This window comes from Sporosarcina sp. JAI121 (assembly GCF_013408665.1).
Lineage (GTDB): Bacteria > Bacillota > Bacilli > Bacillales_A > Planococcaceae > Sporosarcina.
The window spans coordinates 1,242,780-1,263,667 of record NZ_JACCCL010000001.1 but is presented as its reverse complement, the minus strand read 5'-3'; the positions used below and the strand labels follow the sequence as shown (position 1 = coordinate 1,263,667).

The window sequence follows — 20,888 nt, the reverse complement described above, 5'->3', positions numbered from 1 at the left end:
CCGAAGCGTCTATTTAAGGGGATTCTTAGTCCTTTCTATAAAGATGGGCTATTTCATCGGACACCTATTGGATGTCTGCCAGCAGTGTATTTTTCATTAATTAATTCACAACAAAATATCTTGCATCCGGATGGGCAAATACCATTGCAGAAACCGATGCTTCCGGCTCCATCATGAACTCTTCTGTTAACTGGACGCCGATATCCTCAGGTCTTAGCAACTTAAAGAGCTTGGCTTGGTCTTCCAGATTTGGGCAAGCTGGATAGCCGAAGGAGAATCGCTGTCCCTGATATTTGGCGGCGAAAGCATCACGCATCGTAAAGTCTGTCGGGTCCGGGAAGCCCCATTGATCTCGGATTTCCTCGTGAATTCGCTCCGCAAAACCTTCCGCAAGTTCAAGAGCGGTGGCCTGGAATGCGTGGCTCTCTAAAAACTTCCCTTGTTCTTTTAGTTTGTTCGCTTCGGCTCGCACGCCGTGACCCGCTGTTACTTGCATGAACGCAACATAATCCATTTCCCCGCTTTCGACCGATTTCAAGTAATCGGCGAGGCATAGGAAAGGTTCTACCGATTGGCGCGGGAATGTAAAACGTTCAATTTCTGTTTTTGCATCTGCCGGATCATATATAATGACATCATCGCCATCCGATTGTGCAGGGAAAAACTGATACATCCCGCGCGGTTTTAGTAAATCTGAACGTAAGAATTCCGTTACGAGATCATGGAGCCCAGTCGCGCGTTCATCTCCCCTTTCCAATAGCTTATCACTATATCCTCTTAGACCTAAGTGATGGCCAATCAAAGTTCGCATATTTACATAAGGATGAAGATGGGCGACAGAATACTCCTTCATTACATGACGACGGAGATCTTTCGGTTTGTAAACTTGCACATCTTCCCGGACAGTCTTCACCGGCTTCTCCAAAACCGCAACTGCTTGTTTCGACTCACGAGCAGCCTCCGCCACCCTTCGTTTCTCTTGCTGGATAACAAGTTCACCCATTAATACCTCTTTATCTTCCTTATCCTGCAAACGGTTTGCAAGATCAAGTCCCTGCATCGCATCTTTTGCATATAGCACGGGGCCGTCGTATTCGGCGGAAATCTTCGTTTCTGTGAAACGACGAGACAGTGCCGCCCCGCCTACAAGAATAGGAGTATCAATACCTGCTTCTTTGAAATCTTGCGCTGTAATAACCATTTGATGTGCGGATTTAACAAGTAAACCAGACAAACCTATCATATCCGGCTTTTCTTTGCGAATGACTTCAATCAGCGTAGCAGGTGTCACTTTAATGCCGACATCAATTACTTTGTATCCATTGTTACTTAAAATGATTTCGACCAAGTTTTTCCCGATATCATGAACATCGCCTTTTACAGTTGCCAGTACGATTTTCCCTTTACCGGTATCGTCTTCCTTTTTCTCCATGAAATCTTCCAAAAAACCGACAGATGCTTTCATAACACCTGCACTTTGAAGTACTTCAGCAACAATGAGCTTATTCTCGTTGAACAGACGGCCTACCTCGGCCATCCCTTCCATCAGCGGCCCGTTAATGACGTCAAGCGGCGTATCATACATCTGAAGCGCTGCTTCCAAGTCGGGGATTAGCCCTTCTTTTGTTCCTTCGATAATGTAATAAGCAAGACGTTCAGGAACTGTTTTTGGAATATCATCTTCTGTCTTCTCTTTTTTCTTACCACGATAAAAATCTGTGAAATCGGCAAGCGTTTGATCCGTTGTTGTGAATAAAAGCTCGTTCGCCATTGCAATTTCCTGTTCAGGAATTGACGCAAACCGCTCCAGTTTCTCAGTATTGACAATTGCATAGTCAAGTCCTGCCTGCGTGCAATGGTATAAATAAACGGCATTCAATACTTCACGTCCGACCGGTGGAAGCCCGAATGACACGTTACTAACACCTAAAGTAGTCAAACTACGCGGCATTTTCTCTTTTATTAAACGAATCCCTTCAATCGTTTCTACAGCAGAACCGATATATTGTTGGTCCCCTGTTCCGACCGGGAATACAAGCGGATCGAAAATGATATCTTCCGGAGCAAGACCCCATTTATTTACAAGCAAATCGTATGAACGTTCTGCGATTTCAAGCTTCCGTTCACGTGTGACGCCCATTCCGACTTCATCGATCGTTCCTACCACTACTGCCGCTCCATACTTTTTCACAAGCGGCATCACCGCGTCAAATCGTTCTTCCCCGTCTTCGAGGTTGATGGAGTTGATGATTGTTTTACCTTGTGAATGCTTTAACGCCTCTTCAATGACATTTTCATCCGTCGAGTCAATCACGATCGGCACTTTCACTTTTTTCACGACTTCCTTCATGAAGAGTGACATATCCACCAACTCATCACGGTCCGGATTCGCAAGACAAATATCAATGACGTGCGCTCCTCCCTTTACTTGAGCACGTGCGATTTCGGATGCTTCCTCAAATTTACCTTCTATTATAAGTCGCTTGAACTTTCTCGAACCAATTACATTCGTGCGTTCACCGATTAATAAAGGACGCATCGAGTCATCATATTGAAGCGGCTCAATTCCGGACACGGCATGACCGCGACCTGCTTCCGCAGGCTTACGCGGAGCCATGCCTTCCACAGCTTCCCTAACCGCTTTAATATGTGCAGGAGTCGTTCCACAGCATCCGCCCACCAAATTCAACCAACCTTTTTCCGCAAAGCCCTTCAGCTTTTTTGAAAGTGATTCCGGTGATTCATGATAATGCCCTTCTTCATCCGGCAATCCTGCGTTCGGGTAACAACTGACGTAACCATCGGATATCTCTGAAAGTGATCGGATATGATCTCTCATAAATTCAGGTCCCGTTGCACAGTTCAAGCCGACGGAAAGCGGATCAATATGCTCAATGGATATATAGAAGGCATCAATGCTTTGACCAGCCAACGTCGTACCCATCGGTTCAATTGTGCCGGAAATCATAATAGGAAGTTCTATCCCTGTTTCCGCAAACGCTTGTTTAATACCGATCGTAGCTGCCTTCACATTCAGCATATCCTGGCTTGTTTCGAGTAAAATCAGGTCACTTCCGCCTTCTATCAATGCTTTCGCTTGTACAAAGAAGTCATGCTTCAATTCATCAAACGTAATTCCGCCCGTGACAGATAACGTTTTCGTCGTCGGTCCGATAGCCCCCGCTACAAAACGCGGCCATTCGGGAGTGGAAAATTCATCGACACACCTCTTCGCAAATTGTGCTGCACGAAAATTTATCTCATGCGCCTGGTCACCCAGATCATAATCATTCAACACAACCGGCGTTCCGCCGAACGTATTCGTACTAATGATATCGGCACCCGCTTCCAAATAAGCACGATGCACATTTTCAATAACCGTTGGATTCACGATATTTAAATATTCATTACACCCGTCATACTCTTCCCCGCCGAAATCATCTGCAGAAAGGTCGGCGTTTTGAATCATCGTTCCCATTGCACCGTCAATAATTAATATCCTTTTTTGAAGTTCTTCCTCAATAAGGTGTTTAGACATAGCTGTGATCTCTCACTTTCTGTGCATCTATTTCTTTAATGTATTGGATTAATTCCAGTGACGAATCATAACGAAGGAAAGGCGTGATTATGTATATTCCATTAAATAATTCAGCCGCTGTATCAATGAGTTCCTTCGCGATTTGAATACCTTCCGCCGTAGCACGATCTTTGTCGCCCCCGCAAGCGCGCATTCTAGCCAGCGCATCGTCTGAAAGCTTAATACCCGGCACTTCGTTGTGTAAAAACTCCGAACTTCTGATGCTGGTCAGCGGCATAATACCAATGAATATCGGAGTTGATAAGTGCTTTGTCTCCTCGTAAATCTCCTGAATTTTTTCCTTTGTAAACACAGGTTGCGAGATGAAATAGTCCGCTCCTGCCTCAATCTTCTTCTCCAACCGTTTTACTGCACGTTCCAGTACACGGACATTCGGATTAAACGCAGCGGCTACAGAGAAATTTGCCTTCTTCCGAAGGGGTTTCCCTGAGAACGAAATTCCTTCATTCAACTGTTTAATCAATTGAATCAATTCCATACTGGATACGTCATACACACTCGTAGCTCCCGGGAAATCGCCTATTTTCGTAGGATCACCGGTTATCGCCAACACTTCATGCAACCCAAGTGCATCCAATCCCATCAGGTGCGATTGCAGCCCTATCAAATTACGGTCCCGACAGGTGAGATGAACGAGTGGTTGAATAGTATGTTCCAGTTTCAGCATGGATCCCATCGCCAAATTGCTGATTCGCGGGGATGCCAATGAATTATCCGCCATTGTGAGAGAGTCTATTCCTGCATCATGAAGCACTTGTGCCCCTTGCAGGAATCCATCAATATCCAAATGACGAGGCGTATCCAGCTCCACGATAATTGTCCGTTCTGTTTTCGCTTTTTCATGAAGCGGTTTTGTTTTTGAGGGTTCCGCCTCTCGTATAACAATCGGTTTTCTTGGCGTCACTGTTTTTTTCGCGATCGGCGCAAGTTTTCCGATGTGTTTTTTTGCAGCCTCAATATGCTTCGGCGTCGTTCCACAGCATCCGCCGATTAAACGCACGCCTTCTTCCCGTAGATGCAATGCAGCCCTTCCGAAATAATCAGCTTCCGATGCGTAGACAATCCGTCCATCCTCAACATCCATTAAACTCGCGTTTGGAAAAGCGGAAAGGAATGCTTTTTCAGGAAGCGTCACTTGTTCAAAAGCTTGGATCGTATGATACGGCCCGAGGCGGCAATTGACTCCAACAATATCCGCACCAAGTTCTTCGAGCTGATGAAATGCATCGTTAAGTGCAAATCCATTTTGCAAAATGCCGGGGTCATGCATCGACACTTGAGCGATGATCGGTGTATCCGTCAATGTGCGTAAATGCCTAACCGTGGAAGATAATTCTTCAAAATCATAATACGTTTCCAGAAGTAACCCGTCCGGATTTCCTGTCAATAAATGATTGGCTTGCTGGTCGACCATTCTTATGATTTCTTCAATCGTCGCATCACTTTTACGGATACCGCGAATGCCGCCGATCGTACCTAGCACAAACTGACCACCTGGAGCAGCAGCTCGTTTTGCAATTTGAATCGCCGCCTCATTGATTTCCTTTACGTGATTTTCCAAACCGTATCGTTCCAGCTTAAACGTATTGGCTCCATATGTATTCGTCTGAATAATATCTGCCCCGGCCGTAATATAGTCCAAGTGAATCTTCTCCACAATTTCGGGTCTCTGCAGATTCAGCTCTTCATTACAGTACTCTATTCCATAGGAATAAAGCAGCGTTCCCATAGCTCCATCCGCAATCAAAATCTTTGATTGCAATTCTTCTAATAAGCCCATATTATTCATCCCCCTTTATCACAAAAAAGCCTTCCATGAATAGAAGACTTAACGATATGTAATTCGTTCCTCTTCATCTCTCAGGACATCTCTCGCCTGCTGGATTTAGCACCTGACCAAAAGGCTGGTTGCTGAAGCGTCATAGGGCCAGTCCCTCGACTTCTCTCGATAAGAATTCACTATTCAGTTTTCATCCGCTACGAATATCCTAACGCGGTAGTCCGCTTTCGTCAAGACCACCTTTCATAAAAAGGTGAATTTTCTTTATTTTATATAAGTTTTTCGATTCAAAACGCAATAAGAATCGATGAGTCAGAATTAGAATGAAATATAATTTACGAAGTTGAAATTAAGAATATCTCATAATACACGCTTTGGCTAAGATGAAAAGGTGACATTTCGTTCTGAATCAGACGATTTGTCGTCCTAATTCAATTCTGTTTCCGTCTGAACGTTTCACCAAATAACATTGACGAATTCAGATTTTTAACTTAAAGGGTTCGACTACACCTTCATTGGGTATTTTATTGGATGGAGACCTGTTACACAGAGGAGGATACATACATGTTTGGACTCAGGGATTTAGTGGCATTGATCACTTCCGCATTTATCATCTTGCCTGTTGTCATATTTCTGAGGGAGTCTGGTTATTTTATTGTCAGTGGCATTTTCGGTGTTAAAAACCCAAGGCTGACCATTGGATCGGGTCCCCGTATTTTCAAATTCGGAATCTTCGACGTGCGAAAGTATTATCATGTGTACAGTTGGTTTTCCTATGACTCGTTGAAACGAAAAAATAATTTTGCATACATATGTATTTATTTGGGACCAATTCTCGCCAATTTAACATTTGCTGTTACAATCAATGCTCTTCTAGCCAATGGGATGCTTCAGGATTACAAAACATTTTGGGAACGATTTATCTTCTACGCGTTCTATTATGTACTTTTTGACGCTGTTCCAATGATAACGATAAACGGCAAGCCAAATAATGGGATGATTATTTACGAAATGTTGCGCTACGGTAAACGAACCGATTATAATAATGATCCTTTCATTCCGGCAACAAGTGACGTAGAAGAGCAATACCAAGAGGATATGCAATTGATTAAGGAATTGGACGAAGTGGTAGAGGAAAAGGAACTGAAAAATAGAGAGGATATCCAGAACCTGAAGAAAGAATTAAAGAAGAAGGGTAAAGATGTGGATAAATGAATGTGAAATTGTAGGGATACTAATATATACAAGAGGAAGTGAACCATTTTTTTGGCTCACTTCCTCTTTCCTTCATGCAAATATGTGGTTAAAACATTTTAGTCGTCCAATTCTCACCGTTCCAAACGTCTGTCACAATGCCTTCATAAAAATCAGGTTCGTGAGAGATGAGCAGGACACTTCCTTTGTATTCCTTTAATGCGCGTTTCAATTCCTCTTTCGCATCACGATCAAGGTGATTTGTCGGTTCGTCGAGGACAAGCAGATTCGTCTCGCTATTGATTAATTTACAAAGTCGAACTTTCGCCCGTTCTCCGCCACTTAACACCTTCACCTTGCTCTCGATATGCTTTGTCGTCAATCCGCATCGAGCCAACGCCGCACGTACTTCATATTGTGTAAAGTGTGGGAAGGTTTCCCATACTTCTTCCAGGCAGGTATTGTTATTTTCCGCCTTTGCTTCCTGTTCGAAATACCCTATTTCCAAGTGCTCACCACGTTCAACGATTCCTGAAAGTGCAGGGATTTCCCCTAGAATGCTCTTCAATAGCGTCGTTTTCCCAATCCCATTCGCACCCGACAATGCAATCTTCTGACCGCGTTCCATCGTTAGATTAAGCTCCTTCGACAACGGTTCGTCATACCCGATCACAAGTTCCTTCGTTTCGAACAGAAATCTTCCGGGCGTCCGCGCTAGTTTGAAGCTGAATTGAGGCTTCGGCTTTTCCGCATCCAATTCAATGACATCCATCTTGTCCAATTTCTTCTGGCGGGACATGGCCATTTTACTTGTCGCCGCATTCGCTTTATTACGGGCCACAAAGTCCTTGAGGTGAGCAATTTCCTTCTGTTGTTTCTTGAAGGCGGCTTCCACCTGCTGTTTCTTCATTTCATGCACGCGTAAAAACTCATCATAATCCCCGGCATATCTAGTGATCTGTTGGTTCTCCATATGGTAGATCAGTTGAATAACACTATTTAGAAACGGAAGGTCATGTGAAATCAAAATGAATGCATTCGCATAGTTCTGCAAATAATTGCGCAGCCAGTCGATATGCTCGACGTCCAAATAGTTCGTAGGCTCATCGAGTAGAAGGATATCCGGTTTTTCCAGCAATAACTTGCCGAGCAGAACCTTTGTCCGCTGCCCCCCACTCAAATCATGAACGTCCCGATCCAGACCGAATTCATCCAATCCGAGTCCATTCGCCACTTCTTCCACTTTAGAATCGATTATGTAAAAATCATTGTGCGACAGCTCTTCCTGTATTTCACCCGTCTCTTCTAGAAGCGCTTCCAGTTCATCCGCATCCACCTCGCCCATCTTGGCAAAGAGTGCGTTCATTTCCGCCTCCTGATCGTAAAGATATTGAAAGGCAGTTCGTAGCACATCACGGATGCTCATCCCTTGTTTCAATGCAACGTGCTGGTCCAAATACCCGACACGCACCCGCTTCGCCCAACTAACCGTTCCTGCATCCGGCTCCAACTGCCGAGTGATGATGTTCATGAATGTGGACTTCCCTTCACCATTGGCACCAATCAACCCGATATGCTCCCCTTGCAATAAGCGGAAAGAGACGTCCTCGAAAATCGCACGATCCCCGAATCCGTGGCTTAAATTTGCTACAGTCAATAAACTCATATATTTTACACCTTTTCCTTCACTAAGAATGGTTCTACTTGTCCGGCACCGTCTTTAACTGAGTACTACCGAATCTTCTTCATTATATAGGGATTTCTCTGATGAGGATAGCGATTACTAAAGTGTATCTGTGTAGGACACAAAGACCAACAATTCACTAATATAAAAAAATACATTAAAAGACCAGACGTTCATTGCAGTAGACTATCAGAAGGTTTCTCCATTCAGAGACTAAAAATTTAACTTCGCGGATATTGATTTTGTAAAAACGTAACAGATTGGACGATTAATTCTCTTAATACGTCCGTATCAATATCATCTACTTTATTAATATACACGCATGCCTTTCCCGTTGTATGCTTCCCGAATCTTGCCAGCAATGCCTCTCGTTCCGTGTCACCAGGCGCAAAGTAGAGACTTATTTTCGCCTTACGCGGTGAGAAACCGACTAATGGTGCGTCTCCTTCATGTCCCGTTTTATAGACATAATGATATGAACCAAATCCAATAATGCTTGGTCCCCACATTTTCGCCTCATACCCTGTTACCTCACTAAAAAGAGTTAGTAACAAGTATGCGTCTGCACGTTTTTTAGAATTCTCTACATTTTCTATAAATTCGATTACACTGTCATTTGTTTCTTTTGTTTTTTGTTCATTCATCACGATTCCCCTTTTTGGATTGAAATAGTTATGTTAACTTATTCGTGTATATAGAGTTCTAGTTACTTTGATTGGAGCGGAAGGCGAAGAGGAGGCTGAAGCCAAGCCCGCGGATAGCGTCCGCCTGGAGCAGAAATCAACTTTGTTCAAAATTCAATGCTTGTTCACCTATTATGAAATTAACTCTAGTAGTAAATAATTATAGTATATCTTCCGAATAGAGTCGCGCTCAAGTACCTGAAATTGATCTCAAGTAGTCTCCAATGAAATCATCAGAGTATCCAACCATATTCAGGGAATCTCCAACGAAGCCGGGAAAGTATTCAACAAACGATAGAGGCACACGTATCTATAGGATATAGAAAAAAGACCGCTGCGATGTTGTAGTATCGCAGCGGTACTCATAATAGGCAGAACAGCACAGGAAATGAATATCGGGATCAAAAAATCCCCCATTCATGAAAGTAGAATGTTAACTGGACTTTAGGTGCTCATTAGCATACAAACAATCAATAAGTTCTTGCACAGCGTTTTCACCTGCATGAATCCACCTGTTTTTATCAATGATTTTCCCGTCTTTATCAATCGGTTCCTGGAATTGACTAAATCCTGTCGCATCCAGCAATGAATCTCCATCACTATCCAACCCGACATGTACGACATGTTTGATCACATAGGATGTTCCAAATTCAATGGAAGCATCATATTGGTCAAGTTCTCCGTCCGTAACGATAAAAGGGATTCGGATATAAATTGTTTCACCGCCTTCGCGGCATAAAATATGATCGAAACATCCTTTATGATAGTCCCAATTCCCGCCCAAATGATAGCCGAGCCCTCGGATACAGTCACTTACAACACCAAAAGAGGCCCTTTGTCCATCAAGCTCTGTTTGTAATTTCAACATTTCCATCACTCCTTCAACTGTGTTCCATACACAGCATTCACAATTGAAGGAGGAATAATACTACTGATAATCACAAACAGCCTTTTACATACTTTGTATTAACAATTATCGCTCTATCCAAAACCGTCGTCGACTATGGCGTGTACTCGATTATTTTCGTCCACCGAACGTCTAGCTAAATTGACACTTCAAACTTTATTTGCCTTACTAACTTTAAGCTTCTTCCCCTTAATTGTTGTTTCTTTCATTGCTTGGCAGACTAATGAACCTTTGCCATTAAGAATATCAACATAGGTCAAATTATCCTCAATGGTAATCATACCAATATCATCCGCTGTTACTCCAGGAATCTTCGCAATTGTTCCAACAAAATCTACAGCCCGGAGCTTCTTCTTTTTTCCGCCGCTGAAGTGTAGCTTCATGGAACCTTTATCTGCTTGAACATTTTTAGGGTTTATCATTTTCCGACGACCATTGATTTTTTCTTCAAAAGCGTTTAACCCAACAGCTACTTTCTGCTGCGTAGGTGCTTCCCTTACAGGTATATCAAAGCCGATGTATGTTTCAATTGCTATAAGAAGTTTGCTATCGTTAGGAGTTGCAAACGTAATCGCTTTTCCTTTATTACCAGCGCGACCAGTTCTGCCAGTTCGGTGAACATAGCTTTCCTTTTCCATCGGAACATCGTAGTTGATCACAAGTGTTATATTATCTACATCGATTCCCCTGGCGGCCACATCGGTCGCCACAAGATAACTGAAATTCCCCATTTTGAAGCCGTCTATAACCGCAAATCGGTCTTCTTGTACGATTCCACCGTGGATTTTTTCACAGGAGTAGTTGGATTTTTCCAATTCTGCAAACACAGTGTCGACTTGTTTTTTAGTTCTGCAAAAGATAATACAGCTATCAGGATTTTCAACAACAGTAATATTTTTTAGCAATGACATTTTCCCTGCTTCTTTCACTTCAATTACGCTATGTTCAATCGCACTCGTCGTACTACTAGAGGAAGCAATTTGGATACTTAGAGGGCTCTCCATATAGTTACCGCAAAGATTTTCAACACCTTTAGGCAATGTAGCGGAAAATACCATTGTTACTCTATTTGAAGGTAGTTTTTTTATGATAGCTTCTACTTGATTGACAAAACCCATCGTAAGCATTTCATCAGCTTCATCGATAACAAGGTATTTTATTTCATCTACACGTAATGTTTCCCTTTCAATATGGTCCATCACACGCCCAGGTGTACCAACGACTAGATGCGTTTTTTGTTCCAACTCTTCTTCTTGTTTTATAAAGGATTCTTTACCGTAAACCGCTATTGCTTTAATTCTTTTAAACCTCCCGATAGTTGTTAAATCTTCTCGAATTTGAACGGCAAGCTCACGGGTGGGTGTAAGAATTAATGCTTGTGGTTTTTCACCCTCGCGATCAATCCTTTCGCAAAGAGGGATACCAAAGGATGCCGTCTTGCCGCTGCCCGTTTGAGACTTCACTACAAGATCCTGATTTTTCAATGCTCGTGGTATGACTTCGCTTTGGACTTCTGTGGGCGTTTCATATTTCAACAAAGCGAGAGCTCTCTTTACTTCATCGCTTAATTGATAATCTTCAAAACTTCTTTCGTTCATGTCAGTAACCTCGTTTTTCATTATTTGAACTTACCTTTTCTGTACAATTAAACGCAGCTCAACCATTACTAAATCCATACATGAAAATAATGCTACCTTTTGTAAAGGGTAGCATTATTATGTACACATAGTAAACAGTGATAAGTCGTTACCCCCACTTACAAAAGCAAACCATTACGTACCACAATAGGTTTGATAAGAGCTTGTTGTTTTCGACGGAGGAGTGGAGTATTCATTCTGTTCAGCGGAGTGAGCGTAAGGATTTGAAAGAACATCCAAAAGCTCCTCCATCACATTGTAGTCTTCCTGTTCTACTGCGGCTTCTAGTGCAGATTCTACCCGATGGTTCCGGGGGATTATCGCTGGATTGCTGTCCCGCATCAATTGTTGAGAGCTGACCTTCGATTCCTGCTGCCTGCCTAGTCTTGCTTTCCACAGTTCGTGCCACTGGGCGAATTCCGGAGTCCCGAATAGGGCTATATCCTCCAATTTATCAAACGTCAATGCGCGGAAAGTGTTCGTATAATCCGCATGATATTTTTCCATGATAGTTAGAAGTCCATCAATTAGGGATTCATCCTCTACCTCGTCGTTACCTATTCCCAATTTCGCTTTCATTCCCGCTAGCCAATTGGAGTGATACTGCTCAGGATAATCTGTAATCGCATCCTGGGCCAGTTTGGCACCCTCCGCATAATCTTCATGCAACAGCGGTATTAAGGTTTCAGCGAATCGCGCGAGATTCCATCCGGCAATATTCGGCTGATTGCCATAAGCATAACGGCCTTGAATGTCTATGGAACTGAAGACCGTTGCCGGGTCATAGGTATCCATGAAGGCACAAGGACCATAATCGATGGTCTCCCCACTTATCGTCATATTATCGGTATTCATCACACCGTGGATAAAGCCAACCAGTTGCCATTTGGCGATCAAGGCGGCCTGACGCTTGATCACTTCCCGAAGGAGCGAAAGATATCGACCCTCATCAACCTCAATATCTGGAAAATGGCGCTCCAGTGCATAGTCAGCTAAAACTCGGAGTTCCTCATCCGTGCCCCATTTAGCAACGTATTGAAAGGTACCGAAGCGCAGGTGACTGGCAGCCACACGAGTCATAATGGCACCCGGAAGTTCAACCTCACGGAATATGGACTCACCGGTTGTCACCACTGCCAGACTTCGAGTGGTAGGAATACCTAGCGCATGCATAGCTTCACTGATAATATATTCGCGTAGCATCGGTCCAAGTGCCGCTCGCCCATCGCCTCCGCGGGAATATGGCGTACGTCCCGAACCCTTGAGTTGAATATCAAACCGTTCTCCTAAAGGAGTGATCTGTTCGCCAAACAGTAATGCCCGGCCATCTCCTAACATCGCAAAATGCCCAAATTGATGACCCGCATAAGCTTGAGCAATTGGTAGAGCGCCTTCCGGAATTTGATTCCCAGCAAGTACCTCCACGCCTTCTTCGCTTTGCAACGCCTGGACATTCAACCCTAGGGATATTGCCAACGAATCATTTAAAATGATCAACTTCGGTGACTGTACAAGGTTTGGTTTGAGGTTGGAAAAAAATGATTTCGGCAGACGGGCATAACTATTGTCTAAGTGCCATCCTGATTCTATTCGATTTGTCATCGTATCTCCTTTTTCTGTTCGTATTTTTGTATCCTTATTTTCGCTTTTTCATTAAACACAAATCATGGTATTCCTGTCCTTAAGACATTCTTTCTTAGTGTCTACTTCTGTTAATTTATTATACCCTTTCCATACATTGATACCCACTTTATGCAATTGCACTATATCTACCGAAATAAAGATTGGTGCCCTACTATTCAACTTCTATTCTCTAAAATAACATAGGACATTTATTGAAATTAACTTGAATACGTACATCTGAAAAAACACCTTAAATTAAACAAACCTTATGTATATTAATAGTTGGAATACTTTTGTATCGAACTGTTTGAAAACGACTTGATGGAGTTTTCATAATGGAGAAGTTAATGAAATTTAGGGAAACGTTTGATGAATTAGGAATTGAAGGAATTCTCATTATGCATGCGATGAATCGTAGATACTTGACGGATTTTACTGAAAGTGCGGGGACTGTGGTCGTGACAAAGACTGATGCGTTTTTATTAGTTGATTTCCGTTATGTCAGTCAAGCGAAGGCGCAAGTTTTGAATTTTACAGTTAAAGTATTTGATCGATCAATCATTTAAGAGGTAACTTCTGCTCTTGCGGGAAGTTTTAGGATCAAATAGCTTGGATGTGAACAGCTGTATCAATCCTAGTTTCACTATTGCCAGCTGCTTAAATCGGTACGAGCAGAATGAGTGCCTGTTTCCAAAGTAATAGTGGAAAAAGAGGATATGATTACGCTTGAAATTGGCGCTTATTATTGGGGTTATTACTCCTGTATGACGTGAACTATTGCAGTCGGATAACCGAATCCTAAGCCGAAGGAAATCTATGCCATCATTTATGGTGTCCATGAAAATGCGCTGTCGGGCATAATGGTGGGAATGACCGGAAAAGAAGCGGATTTATTAACCCATAATGTGATAAGTAAAAATCGGTATGGCGACTATTATGGACATGGCATTATTCTGTATATCCATGAAGTTATTTTCCTGAAATCAACTTGCGGACAGCCCTTAGAAGAAGGAATTGTGTTAACGGTAGGGCCGTGAATCTACATACCTGATCTTGGCGGGGGGGCGTATCGAGGATGATATTTTCTTGACAAAAGACGGAATTGATATTATTAAAAAAATAAGAATTATTTAATCATTCGTCCTTGGATGACGTATCCTAAATGGTGGTTATGAACTTCTGTATCCCCCAATATTCTTACCATCTTATTATATAAAATCAACAATTTAAATGAGTCTGATAATTGCACAATAGAAATATCTTTTTTTAGGCAGGTGAAAATCAGGGGCCGATTATTATGTCTACAAAGTCGATTCATTCACAAAAGAAATGAAGTGAGTAAGTCTTACGATCAATAAAATGCATGAAACGCACCATGTACCTTCTGAAGAAATGATTACTCCCTATCATTTATAGGTTTATTGGATTTCTCATAGAACAGAAATAATTATTTAATCAAAGGACAAGTAATTGAAACATACAAATAGAATGACAATGAGGAGGTAAAGTATAGTTTTAGTTATCTTTTGTATGATTGTTAAAAATGAAGTAGATACGATTACCTGTTTTTTAGAATCTGTCAAGGATATTTATCGTGGATACAGGTTCAACCAATCAAACGAAAGAGGTGCTAAAAAGGTACACCAACCGTATTTATGACTCTGAATGGGTCTATAATTTTGAAATGGCAAGAAATTATGCTTTTCAACAAGCAACAAAAGATTTCATTTTATGGTTGGGTACAGACGATGTATTTTCTCCGAATAATCAAGAATAATTTAAAAAATTAAAAGAGAATCTCGATTTATCAATAGACTCAGTGACTTTGGTCTATAACCTTTCTACCAATCAGTATGGAAATGTAGTAACACGGCTTAAACAGAACCGTTTAGTGAATCGAACAAATCAGTTTCAATGAATTGGAGTTGTTCATGAATATCAAGAATTGTCTGGGGCTATTTTCCATAGAGAAGTTGCCGTTCCCCCAAATAATGAACGTCATGATACGAATCGGAATTTGCTTATTTATGAATAGCACTTTGCTAATTATGAAAAGTTTCTATTAACTGAGAAAGGTTGGATTGAAGATAATATTTCGGCTTGTAGTAGAATAGCAGCTGGTTTTTTTTTTGAGTTAGGAGAATGTAAGAGAGAATTAGAGTCCAATTTACGATCTTTTCAATATGATCAGCCTCATCCCAAAATTTGTTGCAGGTTACGTTTCCATTTAACGTAAAATAAAGAATTACACACTTCGATTTTTGGTATATGTAGATACTCATTTTCCCGCTTATCATATTTATTGTACAATAGACCATGAATGGTTTTGGAAACTTTTAATCAAAAAAGCGGCTACTCGAATAGATTCAAACGATGATTTAACTCCACCTAAGTTAACTACTATCGATGATTGTAAATAACGAAAGTGACCGCTATTTAAGACAGGTACTAAACAGGTTTGAAAGCATATCCATTTTGCGGTTATCATCGACGATGGAAGTACGGACAACACCCTAGAACTTTGTATAGAGCTTCTAGGTGAAGCCCCTGTCCATCTCGTTCGAAACGAAGCATCGAAGTTTTCCAATAAAATTGAACTTCGAATTCAGTAATTGTCAGAGACGCTGAAAACGAATCCGAAATGGATACCAATTTTAGATGCTGCAGAAATATTTGAAAATAGACTTAACAAAAACATTTCACACTTACTTGCTTGTAAGGACTTCAATGTGAATTGTTTTCGTTTATTCAATTTTGGGTTGTGGTCCATTATAGTCAACTTATATGGTTTTTCGTCCATTTTTTATTCGATATCGGAATGACATTGAATATAAATAGATAGAAACACCTCAACATTGAGGACGATTCTCCACCAATAGTTTTAAACTAAAACACAAACTTTCTAATGTGCGTTTTAAACATTATGGATAGGCAAAATAAAGGTTCACGTAAACAAATTCAATCGCTTTCAACAATTAGACCCAGATTGGATTTAAGAGGATAAGGCTTAATTTCAAGCTGGATTTTATCCTTCTCAACATCATGTACGTTGGATAGAATAGTGTAAATAAAATATAGTAGAGATTCTTCAACATGGTGCACATTAATAATGAGAGTAAGTCAACCGAGTTACTAAGGTTGACTTACTCTAGTGTTAGTTTGTGTTTAAGTGTGACATGCTTGTTCCAAATACCTTCACAATTCTTGTATAATTTCGAAGTCTATAGCACACTGAAAGCTCTGTGGTTTATTTAAGATGTTAAGATAAACCTGCAATCCATGGTGAAATTAGTATTACATCACTCGTGTTGATAATCTGACCAACTGTGAATCCAGATAGGTTTTGAACTCTAAAGTTGATCGGTGCAGGTGCAATTCCGGATACGCCCGTACTTCTACCACCTAAGTTTGATCCGTTAATCTGGTTATATACTGCAAATTGGTAAACAAGATTACCTGATAGTACTACGGGAGTAGTTAATGGCAAACTAAACAAGCCAGCAGTCAATGAAGTTGCTACAGTAGTAACAGCAATAACTTGGGATTGCGTTGAAGATAACGGTATTAATACCCCCATTTGAAAGGTGCCACTCGATCCAACTTGTGTAACATAGGTCGAAAGCCTATTGATTGTTGCTGTTGATCCTGAAAAAGCGAGAGCCCCAACGGCTTGGTTGTTTCCTCCATTTACGTTATAGGGGATTTGTATATTTAAGTCACCGATTTTTAGGGTTTCGACAACTGCTGATCCCGTTCCAGCTGTACCAGTAGCCCCAGTTGTTCCGGTTGATCCAGTTGCACCTGTGGCACCAGTTGCACCAGTTGCACCAGTTGCTCCGGCTGATCCAGTTGCACCGGTTGTTCCGATTGCTCCAGTTGCACCGGTTGTTCCGATTGCTCCAGTTATTCCCGTAGCTCCAGTTGCACCGGTTGATCCAGTTATTCCCGTAGCTCCTGTTGCACCGGTTGATCCTGTTGCACCGGTTGCTCCGATATCGCCTGTTGCACCAGTTGCTCCGGCTGCTCCAGTTGCACCGGTTGATCCTGTTGCTCCTGTTGCACCAGTTGCTCCGGCTGCTCCAGTTGCACCGGTTGATCCAGTTGCTCCTGTTGCACCGGTTGCTCCGGTTGCTCCAGCTTCACCGGTTGCTCCGATATCGCCTGTTGCACCAGTTGTTCCGATTGCTCCAGTTTCACCGGTTGCTCCGGTTGCTCCGGCTTCACCGGTTGCTCCAGTTATTCCCGTAGCTCCAGTTGCACCGGTTGATCCTGTTGCACCGGTTGCTCCGATATCGCCTGTTGCACCAGTTGCTCCGGCTGCTCCAGTTGCACCGGTTGATCCAGTTGCTCCTGTTGCACCAGTTGCTCCGGCTGCTCCAGTTGCACCGGTTGATCCAGTTGCTCCTGTTGCACCGGTTGCTCCGGTTGCTCCAGCTTCACCGGTTGCTCCGATATCGCCTGTTGCACCAGTTGCTCCGGCTGCTCCAGTTGCACCGGTTGATCCAGTTGCTCCGGCTGCACCGGTTGCACCGGTTGATCCAGTTGCTCCTGTTGCACCGATTGCTCCAGTTGCCCCAGGTGCTCCAGTTTCACCTGTTGCACCGGTTACTCCGGTTGATCCAGTTTCGCCTGTTGCACCGGTTGCTCCGGTTGCTCCAGCTTCACCGGTTGCTCCGGCTGCTCCAGTTGCACCGGTTGCTCCGGTTGATCCAGTTGCTCCGGCTGCTCCAGTTGCACCGGTTACTCCGGTTGATCCAGTTTCGCCGGTTGCACCGGTTGCACCGGTTGCTCCGGTTGCTCCGGCTGCTCCGGCTGCTCCTGTTGCACCGGTTGCTCCAGCTTCACCGGTTGCTCCGATATCGCCTGTTGCACCAGTTGCTCCGGCTGCTCCAGTTGCACCGGTTGATCCAGTTGCTCCGGCTGCACCGGTTGCACCGGTTGATCCAGTTGCTCCTGTTGCACCGATTGCTCCAGTTGCCCCAGGTGCTCCAGTTTCACCTGTTGCACCGGTTACTCCGGTTGATCCAGTTTCGCCTGTTGCACCGGTTGCTCCGGTTGATCCAGTTGCTCCGGCTGCTCCAGTTGCACCGGTTGATCCAGTTGCTCCTGTTGCACCGGTTGCTCCGGTTGCTCCAGCTTCACCGGTTGCTCCGGCTGCTCCTGTTGCACCGGTTGCTCCAGCTTCACCGGTTGCTCCGATATCGCCTGTTGCACCAGTTGCTCCGGCTGCTCCAGTTGCTCCTGTTGCACCGATTGCTCCAGTTGCTCCAGTTGCCCCAGGTGCTCCAGTTTCACCGGTTGCACCGGTTACTCCGGTTGATCCAGTTTCGCCTGTTGCACCGGTTGCTCCAGCTTCACCGGTTGCTCCGGCTGCTCCAGTTGCACCGGTTGCTCCGGTTGATCCAGTTGCTCCGGCTGCTCCAGTTGCACCGGTTGATCCAGTTGCTCCTGTTGCACCGGTTGCTCCGGTTGCTCCAGCTTCACCGGTTGCTCCGGCTGCTCCAGTTGCACCGGTTGATCCAGTTACTCCGGTTGCACCGGTTGATCCAGTTGCTCCAGGTGCTCCAGTTTCACCGGTTGCACCGGTTACTCCGGTTGATCCAGTTACTCCGGTTGCTCCAGTTACTCCGGTTGCTCCAGTTACTCCGGTTGCTCCAGTTACTCCGGTTGCTCCAGTTACTCCGGTTGCTCCAGTACATCCACACATGCAGTTACAGCAGTTATTTCTTTTATTACACCTCTTACATTTATTAATGTTGTAATCATAATAATTCACTTTTTTTACCTCCTTCCGTATTATCCTATTCAAGTAATAGTTGAATGGACGGGCTGTTGTCTGACTAATATTCTACATAAAATTCAATTAACTGAGTCAATTCTACGTATCTAATCTTGGTGGGGTGCGTATTGAAGATGATAGTATTGTGAACAAAGTGGAATCGAGATTATTACAAAATCTCAAAAGGAGTTAATTATTCTGTAACTGGGTAGCCAAACAATTTAAAAACAAGTACCTGAAATGAAATGTTGCGTTAGAAACGAATCAAATATCTTGATTCGCACAAAAAAATAACACCGAAAGCCTGCCGAGGTTTAGTCGATGGATTGCCGGTGTTTTCTATTAAATATCATGAAGTGCCAATCACTCAAACTTTCACGATTGATTGAGTGACTAACATCCAACACTAAAGCTATTTAATTTTACTTTTAAATACATTTCCCTCAATGCTAACAGTTGAGTCAATGCTATCCCGCCGGTTCATACAATGATCAAACATCATTTCAAGATCATTGTCGTTTTGTGTTTCCTCCGTATACCTATAAAGGATATTCTTTAGCCAATTTGTTAGATTACAAAGATTATGGCGATAAGAGTAAAATCGTATTAAACCCATCGTTACTGTCACAGGTTGCCCTAATTCTTTTTCATTTGAGCCTAGGAAAACATCGAACTTCTCCCCTTCAAAATTGATTAATTCATATTCTAGCGGTGGTAAATTTAATTGAAAGAAGCAACTTCACTATCTAAACGGCTCGCATTTGTTTTAATTTCTGGTTCTACTCTATTTCACATAAGAAAAGAAGCCATTTCACTGGCTTCTTTTTTCATCTACAATAGGTTTTAGAATGGATACGCCATTGCCTCTTCAAAAAGGGATATTAATGACTGAAATGGCTCCACCCAAATTGGATTCTCCTCTTCAATAAATGAAAACTACCCTCTTCTTGTGTAAATAACAATCCACTTTCCTTCAAAGAAGCTCTAAGTATCGGTAGAGATGCTGGGCCAATGCCATGAAATTGTAAAATTTCTTTTTCACTAAACGTGGAAAGTTGTTGTAACATTGAGATGCCATGATGCTCTAACGCTCTTCTTGCGAGTGCCGAAAGTTTCGAAAGAAATCCATTGTCTAGATTACGTTCTGCTCGCATATCAGGCAGACCGGACAGTCACTGCTCTTATAATAGTCGTGTCCGTTGCTACATATCTTCAAAACTTTTCTCAGATTGTCATTATATATTGTCCCATTCCTTACGATCCATGCTACCCCATTAGTATATAATACTTCGGTTTGATTTTTTTAATACAAGGTATCTGGTTCCGAAGCTATTCAACATTCGACGAACACTTGGCATTCCATCCTTATTTCTTCATTTTTGAGATCGTCAGCCCATCACCGATTGGAATAAGAAACGATTCCAATTGGGGATGATTGGCCACCGTTTCATTGAATGCCTTCATTAATTCTGTATAGCGTTTAGGTTTAGCTCCCTTGTCCACTACACTACCGCCAGCAAGTACGTTATCCGTCACAATTACAGCACCCGAATCCCCAAGCCGAATACAATATTCCAAGTAATTTGATTGCTAGATGCTAACTTTACATATTTCTCCTCCAGTTCAAGGGACGTCAAATTCCCTTTTCTCCCAAATCCTCTAGCAAGGCAAATTCCGCTGTATCCTCCAAGCGCACCGATTTCAAGAAGATTTTTAGCCCCTGATATGGCAATCAGCATCGTGAGCAGCTTGCCAGAAGAAGGAGATAGCAGGCATGCCATTTTCTTCAATCGTTGCAATCACTTCCTCCAACAGAGCATCTTGCTTCGTAAACACTGTATCGATATAGCCGTTAAATTTTTTCATCCACTTCAATCCCTCTCTCATTAGCATCTACCCACGGCTTGCGATTGTCCATCTCATCTACATCGACTTCAAATAATTGAATAAATTCACTAATGACCCTATCCATCGCTTTTAATTCGCTGACTAGAATGGGTTGA

11 protein-coding genes, 3 pseudogenes and 1 riboswitch are annotated in these 20,888 nt (G+C 42.8%); of the genes and pseudogenes, 4 read left to right on the top strand and 10 right to left on the bottom strand.

All coding sequences use genetic code 11. The features are described 5' to 3' along the window. Window positions 1–100: 100 nt before the first annotated feature. Both metH and HDC33_RS05860 read right to left on the bottom strand, forming a co-directional pair. Window positions 101–3,538, bottom strand: coding sequence for a methionine synthase (gene metH, locus HDC33_RS05865; RefSeq protein WP_179391556.1), 3,438 nt, complete (start codon window positions 3,536–3,538; stop codon window positions 101–103). Further along, window positions 3,531–5,378 (bottom strand): bifunctional homocysteine S-methyltransferase/methylenetetrahydrofolate reductase, encoded by a 1,848-nt coding sequence (locus HDC33_RS05860; protein ID WP_179391555.1) that lies wholly within the window; start codon window positions 5,376–5,378, stop codon window positions 3,531–3,533. Before HDC33_RS05860 ends, metH begins: the two co-directional genes overlap by 8 nt. A gap of 70 nt (window positions 5,379–5,448) precedes the next feature. Then, window positions 5,449–5,553, bottom strand: a riboswitch (SAM riboswitch). Between the two features lie 389 nt (window positions 5,554–5,942). Between HDC33_RS05860 and HDC33_RS05855 the strand changes: the two genes are divergently transcribed. After that, window positions 5,943–6,593 carry a hypothetical protein gene (locus tag HDC33_RS05855; RefSeq protein WP_179391554.1) on the top strand — a complete coding sequence of 217 codons (651 nt, stop codon included), beginning with the start codon at window positions 5,943–5,945 and terminating at the stop codon, window positions 6,591–6,593. Window positions 6,594–6,681: 88 nt separating this feature from the next. On the opposite strand, the gene HDC33_RS05850 is transcribed toward HDC33_RS05855, so the two are convergent. From HDC33_RS05850 to HDC33_RS05830, 5 genes are all read right to left on the bottom strand, one after another. Continuing rightward, window positions 6,682–8,238: an ABC-F family ATP-binding cassette domain-containing protein gene (locus tag HDC33_RS05850; protein ID WP_179391553.1), complete on the bottom strand. Its 1,557-nt coding sequence runs from the start codon at window positions 8,236–8,238 to the stop codon at window positions 6,682–6,684. A gap of 239 nt (window positions 8,239–8,477) precedes the next feature. After that, the gene (locus tag HDC33_RS05845; RefSeq protein WP_179391552.1) at window positions 8,478–8,900 is read right to left on the bottom strand and encodes a DUF1801 domain-containing protein; all 423 of its coding nucleotides are present in this window, start codon (window positions 8,898–8,900) and stop codon (window positions 8,478–8,480) included. A gap of 472 nt (window positions 8,901–9,372) precedes the next feature. Further along, the gene (locus tag HDC33_RS05840; RefSeq protein WP_179391551.1) at window positions 9,373–9,807 is read right to left on the bottom strand and encodes a YugN family protein; all 435 of its coding nucleotides are present in this window, start codon (window positions 9,805–9,807) and stop codon (window positions 9,373–9,375) included. Between the two features lie 188 nt (window positions 9,808–9,995). Beyond that, on the bottom strand, window positions 9,996–11,444 hold the full coding sequence (locus HDC33_RS05835; protein ID WP_179391550.1) for a DEAD/DEAH box helicase: 1,449 nt from the start codon (window positions 11,442–11,444) through the stop codon (window positions 9,996–9,998). Between the two features lie 174 nt (window positions 11,445–11,618). Beyond that, window positions 11,619–13,085, bottom strand: coding sequence for a protein adenylyltransferase SelO (locus HDC33_RS05830; RefSeq protein WP_179391549.1), 1,467 nt, complete (start codon window positions 13,083–13,085; stop codon window positions 11,619–11,621). Window positions 13,086–13,441: 356 nt separating this feature from the next. On the opposite strand from HDC33_RS05830, the gene HDC33_RS05825 reads away from it, so the two are divergent. From HDC33_RS05825 to HDC33_RS05815, 3 genes and pseudogenes are all read left to right on the top strand, one after another. Next, window positions 13,442–13,672 carry an aminopeptidase P family N-terminal domain-containing protein gene (locus HDC33_RS05825; RefSeq protein WP_179391548.1) on the top strand — a complete coding sequence of 77 codons (231 nt, stop codon included), beginning with the start codon at window positions 13,442–13,444 and terminating at the stop codon, window positions 13,670–13,672. Window positions 13,673–13,912: 240 nt separating this feature from the next. Beyond that, window positions 13,913–14,143: pseudogene (locus HDC33_RS16785) on the top strand (M24 family metallopeptidase); the annotation flags it as partial. 557 nt (window positions 14,144–14,700) lie between these two features. Next, window positions 14,701–14,883, top strand: a complete 183-nt coding sequence (locus HDC33_RS05815; RefSeq protein ID WP_179391547.1) for a glycosyltransferase — start codon at window positions 14,701–14,703, stop codon at window positions 14,881–14,883. 1,482 nt (window positions 14,884–16,365) lie between these two features. Here the strand turns inward: HDC33_RS05815 and HDC33_RS05810 are convergent. The 3 genes and pseudogenes from HDC33_RS05810 to HDC33_RS05805 form a co-directional block, all read right to left on the bottom strand. After that, a complete protein-coding gene (locus HDC33_RS05810) occupies window positions 16,366–18,882 on the bottom strand; it encodes a beta strand repeat-containing protein (RefSeq protein ID WP_218843169.1) in 2,517 nt (838 codons plus the stop codon). A gap of 884 nt (window positions 18,883–19,766) precedes the next feature. After that, window positions 19,767–20,113 (bottom strand): annotated as a pseudogene (locus HDC33_RS16380) (RNA polymerase alpha subunit C-terminal domain-containing protein). 137 nt (window positions 20,114–20,250) lie between these two features. Continuing rightward, window positions 20,251–20,751 (bottom strand): annotated as a pseudogene (locus tag HDC33_RS05805) (O-methyltransferase). Window positions 20,752–20,888 lie beyond the last annotated feature (137 nt).